Below are 12732 nucleotides of genomic sequence, written 5' to 3'. Positions count from 1 at the left end.
CCCTACGCGAGCGTGTTCAGCGCCTCTTTCTCTGGAATTCTTGCGAAAGTCGGATCAGCGCCACCTCAGGCGGCGTTGATCTTAAGTCATCCAGATTGCACGTCCGCAATGCATTTCCTTCTCGCTCGCCGGCATGAAGCTTGCGAGACTTTTAGGAGACGCCACATGGTAATCGAGCAAACTTTCGGCCAATCCCGCGACGTTCGCAATTGGAAGAATGACAGATCGGCCATTCCGGATTGGGTACGCAATCAAATGTCTGGCGGCGTTGCATCCAATGGTACCTTCCTTATAGCCACACCTGTAGGCACCGTACGCGTGCACTTGGGCGACGTTGTCGTCGAGCACCGAGGCCAACTTTGGTCCCGCTCGCCTGATGAAATTTCGCAACTGATCAACGGGTTCGAGGCAGAAGTCGCACTGCCAATCGCTGCCATAGGTCCTGGCAAGGACGCTCAGTTCGGGACGAGGAGCAAGGCCGGAAAGGCTAGAATCCGCGGAGGTGAACGCAAAACCGGATTTCGGCCACCCGTTGGAAAAATGCCGAGCATCGAATGGGTGCACACTACTGAACTGACCGTCGACCAGTCCTATCAGCGGTCGATCGATAATGCAGGGTCTCGACGCCTGATTGCGAGCATTGCGGCCAACTTCGACTGGCGCCTTTGCGCTCCGCTCGTCATTTCGAGGCGTCCAGACGGATCGAAGGTCATCATAGATGGCCAGCATCGATGGGCTGCAGCAGTGCGAAGGGGTGATTTGCTACAATTGCCGTGCTGTCTTTTCGCCTATGACAATCCCGAAGATGAAGCTCGGATGTTCATTGTCGCGAATCGTGCCCGCAAGCCCATGAACCGCCTGGACGATTTCCATGCAGCCTTGGCGGCGGCAGATGAAGATGCCGTCGAGATTCAGCGACTTGTAACCGAAGCGGGATTGAAAATGGCCCGCAATACTTCATCGACTGCGTGGAAGGCCGGTGAGGTTGCTTTCACATCTTCTATAGCAACTGCACTGCGGCGACATGGGCCGGCGATTGTATCTGCTGCACTGACTAGCATAGCTGAGGCCTATGAGGGGCGTTCTCTTACCTACGGCGCATCAATATTCGGCGCTCTAATCAAGCTCTTTGCAAATTCGCCTTGTGGCTTTGATCCTGACGACGTCGTGCCCACGTTGCGACGGTTCGATATGGCTGTGCTGGGCGAGATCGTGACAGGCCTTAGCGGTGGCGATTCCCGTGCGGTAGCCGTTCACGCAGCCATTCTCGAAAGCCTGAGCCGGCAAAAAAATTGACGGTCAAACGTTGAAGCAATTTCGATGATTAAATGGATGTCGCGCTCGGAGTTTGTTCCGAGCGCGACATGTTCATTCCTGCTGGGCCTTGATCAAGATCCACGGGACATCAGCAGTCCGACCGGGAATTGTCATATCGAAGATGCGAGAGTTTTGCCCCATCCTGAGGCATCGCACGTCGGCTATGGCGTGAATAGCGAAAGAGTGGCCAAGCGGTCTTGGTGATTAAGCGCCGCATTGACCGAACGAGCCTGCACAATCGCCCCGGGCTCACCGCTGCAGGCAGATCGCCACGCCCTGGCCGCCGCCGATGCAGAGCGAAGCCAATCCTTTGCGCGCATCGCGGCGGATCATCTCGTAGAGCAGCGTCACCGCGATGCGGCAGCCGGAACCGGCCAGCGGATGTCCTGGCGCGATGGCGCCGCCACTTAAGTTGATGATGTGTCCTCGTTCCAGCCCATCTCGCGATTGACGGCGATGGCCTGGGCGGCAAAAGCCTCGTTGACCTCCATCACATCGAGGTCAGAGGCCTGCCATCCCGCCTTCTCCAGCGCCAGGCGTGAAGCAGCGACGGGACCGAGCCCCATATCTATCGGCTCGACATCGGCGGAAGCATAGCAGGCGATGCGGCTGTTCTTCGCCTAGGATCTCTCGGCCTTCGTCACCGGGCAGGCGCTCAACGTCGCGGCGGTATCTACTACCACTGAGGCCAGGCACGATCTCGCCGACTGACGCGGCGCTGGTAGCGGGCCTGTCGGCCCGCTCTACAGCCGAGGCCCCGCCACCATGCGCGCCACCCGCGCCATGTCGGCGCTCATTTCGCGGTCGTCGTCGAGCGGGGCGACCAGCGCCCGCACGGCCTCATAGCTGCGCCGCGGCCCTTCGCCCATGCTGTCCAGCACGCCGCGCAGCTCGACGCCGGTGGCGGCGAAGATCAACTCCATCGCCACCAGATAGCGCAGGCGTTCTATGATAGCGGCGGTCTTGGCTACCACGCGTGGCGCCATCGACGACTGGTCCTCGACGCCATCCGAGATGGCCAAGGGGCTGAGCGACATCGGATTGGCAAGGTGGCGGATCTCGGCTTCGAGCGCCGCGATCGGCTTCTGCAGTTCCGCATATCCCTGGCGGCTGCCGCCTTTGGCCGACAGGAACCGGGGCAGCTCCGCCACCGTCGGCGACATCAGCTTCATCGAGCGGTTGGCGGTGCCGACGGCGCAATGCGCCAGCGCCTGGCCGAGATTTTCCCAGGTCAGCGTGAACGCGGTCAGGTCGAAATTGCCGTTGGAGACGACCCGCTCAGCCTCCGGCAGGATGACGGGATTGTCGCCCGAATGGCCAAGCTCGATCTCCGTCGCCAGCTTCGCCTGCTCATAGGCGTGGAGCAGGCCGCCCCACACCTGCGGAACGCAACGGAAGCTGAGCGGATCCTGCAGGCGTCGCGCGGCATTCTCCTGCCACAGCCCACTGCCCGAAAGCTCCGTCCGCAGCCGCGCGCCGATCTCGACTTGGCCGAAGGCCGGCCGCGCTGCCAGCGCATCCTCGTCGATGGCCTTGAGGGACGAGCGGAATGCCTCGTAATTCAGCGCCACCGCCGCCAGCGACCAGTCGATCAGGCATGCGATCTCCTCGAGGGCGAGACAGGCCGTTCCGGTTGAAAGGCTGTTGGCGACGATGATGGCGTGGCCGTCCTTCTCGCGCAGGGCGAGCGGTTCGAGCCCGGCGAGCTTGAGCGCCTCGGTCGATGGCATGATCCTGCCCTGATATTCGCTCTCGCCGTCGCCGCGCAGCGCCCTGGCCAGATGACCGAGCGGCGCAAGGTCCGCGGCGCCCACCGATCCCCAGCTCGGAATGACCGGATGAACGCCTGCGTTGAGCGCCGCGACCAGGCCCATGACGACGCCCTCCGACGTGCCTGTGCCGCCCGCGGCCATGCCGCAGATGCGCGCGACCATCAGCGCCCGCACAGCCTCGGTCGGCAGCGACGGCCCGGCGCCCATCGAGTGGCTGAGCGGCACGCTGTGCTGGAAGGCGATCAGGTCGGCCTCGGCGAGCGGCGTGTCGACACACGCGCCAAGCCCGGTGGTGACGCCATAGAGCGGCTTGCCGAGCTGGGTGAGATGCTCGATGAGTGCCCGGCTGGCGCGGATGCGGCGCATGGCTTCCTCGCCGAGCGCGAGCCGGGCATTGCGTCGTGCGATCTCGGCGACGTCTTCCGTACCAAGCGGCTTGGCGTCGAGGACGATCACTCTGGCTGTCATCGGGCTATTCCTTGGCCTTCGGGAACGGTGGCCGAACGAATGCAGGATATCCGGCATCGGCGCCGGCCATTGTCGAAAATCCGCCGTCGCGACTGCCGTTATCTTTCTTCGATTGGCGATACGGCAGGCAAAAATCGGACGCCGATGTCACAACAGGCCGAGCCTCGCTCGCCTTGAAGTCGGCGGCGGGCAAACGGGAACTTTTGCTCTGCTGGCGATTTTGGATATGCTGCAGATCCAAATTGCCAGAAGGTCGCTGCCATGACGAAACATTTTGCAATCGCCGCGCTCACGCTTGCCGCGGCAGCCGCGATGGCCGGCCCGGTTGCCGCCGGCGAACATCGCCACCGCGTCACCGAACAGGAACGTTATGTCCCGGCCAGCGACGATATCATCGAGACGCTGTTTGGCGGGCCGCGCTATTACGATCAGCAGATGACCAACACGGCGGCGGGCGCCTGCGCGTATCACCGCGTCGGACCGGACGCGAATGCGGTGAACGACATCAACGACCACTATTGCGGGAAGTAGGGTTCCCCGACGGTATTCCTCCGGAGCCGGCGACAGCGCCGACGCGGCCGCCCTGATGAACAGCCATCTGGTCGACCTTCTGTCCGGGCTCGACCTCACCGACAAGGTCGAAAAGTCTGACAGCCTGGCGCACCTGCTGCAGACTGCGGTCCAGCCGGGTCGCTGAACCGCCGGAGGACTGGGCTAGGCCGCGGCCGCCTGCGAATAATCCATCCGTTCGAGATCGGCGATCAGGCCGGGTCCCGACGGCTGCCAGCCGAGATGCGCGCGCGTCCATTCGCTCGAGGCCGGCATATCGAGACCGGCGAAGATCGAAAGCCATCCGAAATGATCGGCCGCTTCTTCCTGCGAGAGCGAGACCACCGGCACGTCGAGGCCGGCGCCGATCACTTCCGCGATCTCGCGCATGGCGATGCCTTCCTCGGCGACGGCGTTGTAGCGCACGCCGGCTTCCTGCTTGTCCAGCGCCAGACGGTAGAGCTTGGCGACATCCAGCACATGCGCCGCCGACCACCGGTTGCGGCCCTCGCCAAGATAGGCCGACACGCCCTTGGCGCGCGTCTGCGCGATCAGCGGCGTGATCAGGCCTTGCTTCATCGTGTCATGCACCTGCGGCAACCGCACCACCGATACCTTGACGCCCTTCTCGGCCATCGCCGCACCGGTAAGCTCGGACAGGATACGCGGATTGCGGTGTTCGGTGTTGAAGATGTCTTCTCTCGCCGGCTGTCCGTGTTCGGCAGAACCCATGCCCACACCCGAGGTGATGATGAGCAGCCGGTCCGACCCGGCGAGCGCCCCGCCCAGCGCTTCGATCACGCGCTTGTCCTTCTCGCAATTCGCGACGAAATTCGAGAAATTGTGATCGAAGGCGGTGTGGATCACCGCATCTGACTTCGCCGCGCCGTCGCGCAGGCTGTCGAGGTCTTCGATGTCGCCGCGATGGGGCTCGGCTCCGGCAGCCGCAAGCGACCGCGCACCGGCTTCGGAGCGGGTCAGGCCGAGCACCTGATGGCCCGCGGCGAGAAGCTCAGGCACGATTCTGGAACCGATGAAGCCGGTAGCGCCGGTGAGGAATACACGCATGGGAGATCTCCGCTTGTTGTTCGGAGGCCTTATTTGCGCTATAAATCATTCTGTTAAAGTAGTGACTTTATCATGGTATAACAGCCAACAGGATCGCAATGCCAGCCGAGACGGCCAACAAGCTGGGCACCTTTCTACGGGACCGCCGCATGCGCCTCGATCCGGCCGCCTTCGGTTTTGCCACGGGGCGGCGGCGCACCCAAGGGCTGCGCCGCGAAGAAGTGGCACAGCGCGCCAATATCAGCCCGACCTGGTACACCTGGCTGGAGCAGGGACGGGGCGGCGCGCCCTCGGCGGACGTGCTCAACCGCATCGCGACCGGGCTGATGCTGACCGAGCCCGAACGCGAGCATCTGTTCATGCTGGGTCTCGGCCGGCCCCCGGAGGTCCGCTACAGAAACGTCGACAGCGTGACGCCGCGCCTGCAGCGCGTCCTTGACGCTTTGGACCCCAGCCCGGCGATCATCAAGACCGCGACATGGGACGTGGTTGCCTGGAACCGTGCAGCCGCGGCGATGCTAACCGACTATTCCAAGCTGCCGCGCGAGCAGCGCAACATCCTTCGTCTGATGTTCGGCAACTCGCGCGTGCGCGACGCGCAGGACGATTGGGAGAGTGTCGCGCGCTTCGTGGTCGGATCGTTCAGGGCGGATGCCACGAGGGCGGGCGCAGGCGCGGAAATCACCCAACTCGTCGAAGAGCTTTGCCGGATCAGTCCGGAATTCGAGGCGCTGTGGCGCGACAACGACATCGTGCCGGCCCACGGCGAGGGCGTGAAGCGCCTGCGGCATCCCGAGATCGGGCTGATCGAGCTGGAGTTCTCCGTCTTTGCGGTCGATGGCCGCCCGGAACTCGGCATGATCGTCTACAATCCCGCCACGCAGGCGGATGCAGAACGTATTCGATCACTAATCGCGGCTCGTTCCGCAGAATGATGGCCGCCATGTGCGGTATTCCGCCAAGGTGCGGCGGCGAAGCGGAAAACAGGTCACAAGGCGACTCGGTTAGGATAATATCCACCGCCCGATTCTTCGTGGAAGATGTCTATGACCTTGAATGAGCTTAGTTGGTCGCCCTCGGAAAAGAAAGTTGCCCGCGCCGCATATGACAAGGCTCTTGAGAGGGCACTGGCCAGCATCATGGCCGAATTCAAAAGACGAACGCCGCGACCACGCCCTCCGAGATATGGGAGGTCGAGGACTATCTGAAGGAGCAACGTCGCGATTTGGATCGGACGTTCGACTATCGCTATTCGCAACTGACCGTCGTTTTCGCAACTCTCATCCGGCAAGGATACCTGGACGAGGACTTACTCTCGGGTCTGTCGGAAGAAAAACGCGAGGAGATCCGCAGAATGCTTGCGTGGCACAAAGGATAAGGGTTTAGAAGCGTTACCTTCGCGCCGTCGCACGCTGGATCGCTTGCGGTGGTTGGCCGAAGCTCCTCATGAAGACGCGGCGCATGCGGCCGGCATCGCCGAAGCCGCTCTGTTCGGTCGAGCGGCTTATTGCCTGGCTCAACCGCCTTCACGGGCCTTCGAAGCGTCAGCTTTGCCACCGCCTGCCCGATCGCTTCGGGGGACGTCAGCGGCGCCCGGCTGCCGGATATGGTTGATGAAGGCGCGCAGCTTGGGCAGCACCTGGTGCCTTTCCGGGTAATAGAGAAAGACGCCCGGCGTGGTCACCGCGAAGCGGCTAAGCAGCGCCTGCAGGCGCCCGTCGGCGATCGGCGCTTCGGCGATCGGGCCTGGCACCTGCGCCAGCCCGACACCCTGGATCGCCGCACCGAGAAGCGAGGGGTAGTCATGCGCGATTAACGGTCCCGAGACGATCGCCTCTATCGTCTTGTTGCCGTCGACAAAGGACCAAGGCGCGACCGAGCCGTTCGAACGGCGCAGGCGCAGGCAGGCATGGTCGCGTAGATCCTCGATGCGCTCGGGCGCCGCGCCCCGGCGCAAGTAATCGGGACTGCCGACCACCACCATCGGAAAGGAGGGCGTCAGCCGGACCGCGACCATGTCGGGCGCGATCAGATCGCCCATCCGGATGCCGGCGTCGAATCCTTCGGTCGCGAGATCGGCGAGCTCGCCGCTGGCGACGATCTCCAGCTCGATCTCGGGATAGGCCTGGCAGAAGGAGGCGACCATCGGCTCCAGCAGCATCGGCACCACGGCCGGCGGTACCGAAAGGCGCAGGAGCCCCGCCGGCCGCTGGCCCATCCCGCGCGCGATCTCGCTTGCCGCGATCAGTTCCTCGAAGGCCGGCCGGGCACGCGCGAAAAAGCGCTCGCCGGCTTCCGTCAGGCCGACGCTGCGCGTCGTGCGGACGAAGAGCGCAGCGCCGATGCGCGCCTCGAGCGTTCGTATCGCCTGGCTGATCGCCGACGGAGTGACGGCGAGCTCGACCGCCGCCTTGCGGAAATTGCGGTGCTTGGCCACACTCAAAAACGCCTCGACACCATCGAGCGCGCCGTGCCTGACTGTGAAGTTCTGCTTCATGACCCATCGACATTATCGTGGATAGTGGTTCGCGGAAAGCGGCCGTATTTCTTGCGTGACTTTGGAAGCCTGAAGGGAAATGGCAATGACCGATGAACTCGATCGCGTGCGCGATCACTATCGCGCGACCGGCCTGACCGATCGGTTGAAGACCGCGCTGGCGGTGTTTGGACCCGAGCAACAGCGGCTGAAGCCCGAGCAACTGGCGACCCTCGATCAGTTCCACACCCGCGGGCTGGCCGCGACGGCGGAGCTCGCCGATCTTGCCGTCATCACCGCCGACATGTCGGTGCTCGACGTCGGATCTGGCATCGGCGGGCCGGCTCGCTTCCTGGAGGCGACATATGGCTGCGCGGTGACCGGTGTCGATCTCAGCGAACCCTTCGTCGAGGCCGCGCACTATCTGACAGCGCGAACCGGGCAGGCCGGCCAAGTGTCGTTCGAAGCCGGTAGCGCTTTGTCGCTTCCCTTCGAGGATGGCCGTTTCGACGCCGCGCTTTTGCAGCATGTGGCGATGAACATCGCCGACCGGCCGTTGCTCTACCGCGAGGTCAGGCGCGTTTTGAAGCCGGGCGGAAAATTCGCCACATTCGACGTCGTGCTGAATGGTGGCGATCCGCTCTATCCGGTGCCCTGGGCGAAGACGCCGGGCGAAAGCTTCCTGTTGACGGCCGAGGAGACCTGCGAAGCGATCGAAGCCGCCGGCTTCGGCACGCTCGTCCGCCGTGACGACACGGCTGCCGCCAAGGCCTGGTTCGCCGAGCTCCGTGCCTCCGGCCCGCCGCCTTCGCTCAATCTCGGGGTCGTCATGGGCCAGGGTTTCGCCGAATTCGCCACCAACCTCGGGCGCAATCTCATGGAGGGACGGCTGGGCATTCTGACGGCTGTGTTTGAGGCCGTTCCGGTCAATTGAGCAATTCCAGGAAAATCGTTCGGCGGTCAGGCTCGGCGGTTTGGCCGTAGCCTTCCGTCCGGAATTGCGAAAAACCAACACTGAAGGAGGCGAAGATGTCACCAGCGATGATCTTCAACATCCACCTCGCGCTTGGCTATGTGCCGTGGCTGCTTTGCTTCGTCGCCTATATCTTGCCAAGGCTGAGGTCGATGGAGCCGATAGAGGCGCAGCGCGCGATAGCAACGCTGCACAGCTTCCGCTTCTTCGGCCTCGTCTTCCTCATCCCGGGCGTGGTCGGTCCCGACCTTGCTCCTGACTTCGCAAGCTTCGCCGCCTATGGCGACTTCGCCACCGGCCTGCTCGCCATGCTGGCGCTGCTCGCGGTGGCGAGGCCTGCGATCTTCTGGCCGTTGGTCGTCGCCTTCAACGTCGCGGGCGTGGTGGACCTTGTCGGCGACTACTATCTCGGCACCGTGCTCGACCTTCCTGGCCATGCCGGCCAGTTGGGCGCGACCTATGCGATCCCGATCCTCTACGTGCCGCTGCTGATGATCACGCATGTCGCGGCGTTCTATCTGCTGGCGCGTTCCAGGCGCCACCAGATCGCGGCGACTTAATAAACCGGTGTCGCCATGTGCTTCGGCGCCGGCCATTCGTTTGTGATCTCGGGCTGCACCGGCCGCTCGAGATAGGTCGAGAGCACCACATAGCTGCGCGTCGAGGTGACGCCGGGCGTATCGTAGAGACGGGCCAGCAGGCCCTCCAGCGCGCGCGTGTCCTCGGTGCGCACCTTGAGCAGCATGCAAGTGTCGCCGGCGACTGTGTGGATCTCCTCGACTTCCGGATATTTGGAGACCGCCATCAGTTCCGGCGTCTTGCCCCAGCCCCTTGTGTCGATATGCACGAAGGCCAGCAGCGGCTTCTTCACCGCCCTCGGATCGATGATCGCCGAGGTGGCGCGGATGGCGCCGCTGCGCTTCAGCCGCTTGACCCGCTCATGCGCCGCCGGCGGCGACAGGCCGACGCGTTCGCCGAGCTCGGCATAGCTGATGGTCGCGTCCTCGACGAGGACGCCTAATATCTTTCGGTCGATAGGGTCGACCTCGCGGGCCGGATGCTTGTTCCGCTGAATGTCATCTGTTTCTGTGTCCATATGGAAATTCTCCATTGCTGCGGAATTAAATTCGGCCATTATGGAGATATGTCGAACACCAATCAATCTGCAATTATGACCCACGCGCCTCGGGCGCCGATACCGGCCGCCGCCTATCTGCTGACGGGCTGTATCGCCGTCATCGGCTCCAACTCGCTGGTTCTGGGACCGATCGCGCCGGCGGTGGCTGCATCATTCGGCGCCAGCGTGCCAGCGGTGATGACGGCTGCCGCCGCCTTCGGCCTCGGCACGTCGGCCAGCGCGCTCTTCCTTGCCCGCTACATCGACCGGATCGGCGCGCGCCGCATGCTGCAGGGCGCATTGCTGTTGCTGGCTCTGGCGCTCGTCGCCAGTGCTTTGGCGCCGACGGTCGTGTTGCTCGTCACGGCGCAACTCGTTGCCGGCATTGCCGCCGGCATCGCCATGCCGGCGATCTATGCCAGCTCGGCCGCGATCGCGCCGCCCGGCCGCGAGAGCGGCACCATCGGCGTGGTGCTGACCGGCTGGACGCTTTCGATGGTCGCCGGTGTCTCGCTGTCGGCCGTGATCGCCGATCTCATCCATTGGCGCGCCGTCTTCGCGGCCGTGGCGCTGCTGGCGGGAGCGGCCGTTGCCGGCCTTGCGATGAGTTCGCTGCACGACGTCAGGAAAAGCGGTCCGGCGCCGTCGCCGCTCGGCGCGCTCGCCGTTCCCGGCATCCTGCCGCTGCTCATTGCTTGCGGCGCCTTCATGACCGCCTTTTACGGCGTCTACGGCTATCTCGGCGACCATCTTCATGAAGCCCTCGGCGAGCCGGTCAGCGCCAACGGACTGGCGGCGGTCGCCTACGGTCTCGGCTTCGGCGCGGCCGCTTTGCTCGATGGCGTCATCGACCGGCTCGGTGCGCGCCGTGTCATGCCGTTCGCCTATCTGCTGGTCGCCGCCGTCTATGTCGCCATCGCCTTGGCAAGCGCCGGCTTCGGCCTGCTGCTTGCGTCGATAGGCGTATGGGGTCTCGCCAACCATTTCGGGCTGAACGTGCTGGTCATGCGCCTCACCGCGCTCGATCCGGCGCGGCGCGGCACCATCATGGGTCTGAACAGCGCGGTCACCTATCTTGCCGTCACTGTCGGCACCGCAGGCTTCGGCCCGCTCTACACGACCCTCGGCTTCGCCAACTGCTCCTTGATCGCCGCGGGACTGATGCTGGTTGCGGCGGGCGCCGCGGCGTGGCGGCCGGCTGGTCCTCGATAACAGGCCTGCCTCACTCTTCGCTTCCGGCCGGAAATCCGTTTCGCACTTTTCCTGGGATTGCTCTAAGGCTGGCTTGCGAACCGGAGTCGCAGCCGATGAAGACGAGCCTCCAGATCACCGCCGAGCCCTTGCCGCAGGACCTCGCTTTCCTGAGCGGGAGCCTCACCGCCTTCAACGATGCCGATGTCGGCGCGTCAGGCAGGAAGGCGCTGGCGGTTATCGTGCGTGACGAACATGGTGTCATCGTCGCCGGCATTTCCGGCTACACCGCCTGGGGCTGGCTCTACGTGCAGTGGCTGTGGGTCGACGAAAGATTGCGCGGCCGGCGCGCAGCCGCCGGCATGCTCGACGCCGCCGAACGGGAAGCCATCGCACGCGGTTGTCACGGTGCCTGGATCGACACCTTCAACCCGGTCGCCGAAAAGGTCTATCGGCGTCAGGGCTACCAGCCGTTCGGCACGCTGCCTGACTTCCCCACCGGCCGCAGCCGCATCTTCCTGCAGAAGAAGCTGCCGTCCTGATCAGCCAGCCAGCTTTCCGCCGCGCATCGGCGCGGGCGCGCCGGTGGTGCTTGGAAAGCTGATCGGCAGGCCGCGCAGCACGCGCACAGCTAGGAAAGCAAAGCATTCCGCCTCCACCGCGTCGCCCTTCCAGCCCAACGTCTCGGCCTGCGCGACCTCGACGCTGGCGCGGCTTTCGAGCATTGCCATCATCGTCGGATTGTGGCGGCCGCCGCCGCTGACCGCCAGCCGCTTCGGCCGGCGCGGCAACAGGTCGAGCGCCTTGCCGACGGCTGACACGGTGAAGGCCGTCAGCAATGCTGCGCCGTCCTCCGCGCCGAGCCCCTCGGCCATCGCTGCGGTGAAGTCGAAGCGGTCGAGCGATTTTGGATAGGGTTTGGTGAGATACGGATGCTGCAGCAGCCGGGCGAGCCGCTCCTCGTCGACCTTGCCGGCAGCCGCCAGCTTGCCGTCGCGGTCCATCTCGCCGAGGCCTTTCGACTTGATGAAATCGTTGACCGGCGCATTGGCCGGGCCGGTGTCGAAGGCGACGATATTGTCCTTGCCGTCCCACCAGGTGATGTTGCCGACACCGCCGAGATTGAGCACGGCGGTGTCGCCGCTGGCGTCCGCCTCTTTAAGCAACGCGGCATGATAGGCCGCGGCTAGAGGCGCGCCTTGTCCGCCAGCCGCGACATCGGCCGAGCGGAAATCATAGGCGACCTTGGTGCCGAGCAGCGAGGCCATCAGCTCGCCATCGCCGAGCTGGCGGGTGCGGCCGATACGTCCCGGCTGCGGCGCGCGATGCAGCACGGTCTGGCCGTGGAAGCCGACGACGCCGATATCGGTCATTCGCATGCCCTGGCTCTCGACCAGATCCCTGACCGCCGCCGATTGCGCGCGCGTCAGCGCCTCCTCGGCTTCGCGAAAGATCGCCGGCTCCGGTCCCTCGAAATTCCAGGCGCGCGCCTGGCGCAGCGTCTCTTCGAGCAAGGTGCGGATCGACTGCGGGTAGGGGGCCAGCGTGTAGGTGCCGGTGTCGGCGATGCGTTCGCCATCGGTCTTGATCAGCGCCACGTCGATATTGCCGTCGAGCACCGTGCCGGTCATCAGGCCGACGGCCCAGATTGGTTCCATGGTCGTTCCTCGAATCGCCCTTCATCCACGTGTCGGATGGATCAGCCCCGCAGGCAAGTCTTTCGCCGCGCCCTTCCAGGTCGCCTTTTGCGCCAAATGGCGAAAATCGAGCAGCCACGTTCTTGCCTCTTGGCGCCAAAGGC

General features: G+C 64.3%; 13 protein-coding genes and 1 pseudogene. 8 read left to right on the top strand and 6 right to left on the bottom strand.

Going from position 1 to position 12732, the window contains the following annotated elements; genetic code table 11:
• The first annotated feature begins 165 nt into the window (after positions 1 to 165).
• The gene (locus FJ417_RS26435; protein ID WP_181182738.1) at positions 166 to 1296 is read left to right on the top strand and encodes a DUF6551 family protein; all 1131 of its coding nucleotides are present in this window, start codon (positions 166 to 168) and stop codon (positions 1294 to 1296) included.
• 270 nt (positions 1297 to 1566) lie between these two features.
• Here the strand turns inward: FJ417_RS26435 and FJ417_RS26430 are convergent.
• Together FJ417_RS26430 and hutH are read right to left on the bottom strand one after the other, a co-directional pair.
• Positions 1567 to 1928, bottom strand: a pseudogene (locus tag FJ417_RS26430) (acetyl-CoA C-acetyltransferase); the annotation flags it as partial.
• 132 nt (positions 1929 to 2060) lie between these two features.
• Positions 2061 to 3557: a histidine ammonia-lyase gene (gene hutH / locus FJ417_RS26425; protein WP_140704997.1), complete on the bottom strand. Its 1497-nt coding sequence runs from the start codon at positions 3555 to 3557 to the stop codon at positions 2061 to 2063.
• Positions 3558 to 3818: 261 nt separating this feature from the next.
• Here hutH and FJ417_RS26420 point away from each other — a divergent pair, with 261 nt between their 5' ends.
• Positions 3819 to 4088, top strand: a complete 270-nt coding sequence (locus FJ417_RS26420; RefSeq protein WP_226891947.1) for a hypothetical protein — start codon at positions 3819 to 3821, stop codon at positions 4086 to 4088.
• A gap of 183 nt (positions 4089 to 4271) precedes the next feature.
• Here the strand turns inward: FJ417_RS26420 and FJ417_RS26415 are convergent, their stop codons facing one another.
• On the bottom strand, positions 4272 to 5174 hold the full coding sequence (locus FJ417_RS26415) for an SDR family oxidoreductase (protein ID WP_140785452.1): 903 nt from the start codon (positions 5172 to 5174) through the stop codon (positions 4272 to 4274).
• Positions 5175 to 5272: 98 nt separating this feature from the next.
• Between FJ417_RS26415 and FJ417_RS26410 the strand changes: the two genes are divergently transcribed.
• Positions 5273 to 6109, top strand: a complete 837-nt coding sequence (locus FJ417_RS26410) for a helix-turn-helix transcriptional regulator (protein WP_140657364.1) — start codon at positions 5273 to 5275, stop codon at positions 6107 to 6109.
• 212 nt (positions 6110 to 6321) lie between these two features.
• The gene (locus FJ417_RS33670; RefSeq protein ID WP_348639951.1) at positions 6322 to 6552 is read left to right on the top strand and encodes a hypothetical protein; all 231 of its coding nucleotides are present in this window, start codon (positions 6322 to 6324) and stop codon (positions 6550 to 6552) included.
• Between the two features lie 138 nt (positions 6553 to 6690).
• Here FJ417_RS33670 and FJ417_RS26400 read toward each other — a convergent pair whose 3' ends face one another.
• On the bottom strand, positions 6691 to 7671 hold the full coding sequence (locus tag FJ417_RS26400; protein ID WP_140785451.1) for a LysR family transcriptional regulator: 981 nt from the start codon (positions 7669 to 7671) through the stop codon (positions 6691 to 6693).
• Between the two features lie 85 nt (positions 7672 to 7756).
• Here FJ417_RS26400 and FJ417_RS26395 point away from each other — a divergent pair, with 85 nt between their 5' ends.
• On the top strand, positions 7757 to 8584 hold the full coding sequence (locus tag FJ417_RS26395; RefSeq protein ID WP_140705004.1) for a class I SAM-dependent methyltransferase: 828 nt from the start codon (positions 7757 to 7759) through the stop codon (positions 8582 to 8584).
• Positions 8585 to 8679: 95 nt separating this feature from the next.
• Complete coding sequence (locus FJ417_RS26390; protein WP_140785450.1) at positions 8680 to 9183, top strand: hypothetical protein; 504 nt, start codon at positions 8680 to 8682, stop codon at positions 9181 to 9183.
• Here FJ417_RS26390 and FJ417_RS26385 read toward each other — a convergent pair.
• Positions 9180 to 9719, bottom strand: a complete 540-nt coding sequence (locus FJ417_RS26385; protein WP_140785449.1) for an Lrp/AsnC family transcriptional regulator — start codon at positions 9717 to 9719, stop codon at positions 9180 to 9182. The genes FJ417_RS26390 and FJ417_RS26385 overlap by 4 nt on opposite strands.
• Before the next feature lie 48 nt (positions 9720 to 9767).
• On the opposite strand from FJ417_RS26385, the gene FJ417_RS26380 reads away from it, so the two are divergent.
• Together FJ417_RS26380 and FJ417_RS26375 are read left to right on the top strand one after the other, a co-directional pair.
• Positions 9768 to 10952 carry an MFS transporter gene (locus FJ417_RS26380; protein ID WP_140785448.1) on the top strand — a complete coding sequence of 395 codons (1185 nt, stop codon included), beginning with the start codon at positions 9768 to 9770 and terminating at the stop codon, positions 10950 to 10952.
• Between the two features lie 95 nt (positions 10953 to 11047).
• Positions 11048 to 11473, top strand: a complete 426-nt coding sequence (locus tag FJ417_RS26375; RefSeq protein WP_140646893.1) for a GNAT family N-acetyltransferase — start codon at positions 11048 to 11050, stop codon at positions 11471 to 11473.
• Here FJ417_RS26375 and FJ417_RS26370 read toward each other — a convergent pair whose 3' ends face one another.
• On the bottom strand, positions 11474 to 12589 hold the full coding sequence (locus FJ417_RS26370) for an anhydro-N-acetylmuramic acid kinase (protein ID WP_140785447.1): 1116 nt from the start codon (positions 12587 to 12589) through the stop codon (positions 11474 to 11476).
• Positions 12590 to 12732: the final 143 nt, after the last annotated feature.

It is taken from the genome of Mesorhizobium sp. B3-1-7, assembly GCF_006439385.1.
In the GTDB taxonomy this organism is placed as follows: Bacteria; Pseudomonadota; Alphaproteobacteria; order Rhizobiales; family Rhizobiaceae; genus Mesorhizobium.
Note: the sequence above shows the minus strand (reverse complement) of the source record. Positions and strands in the feature narration are given on the sequence as shown.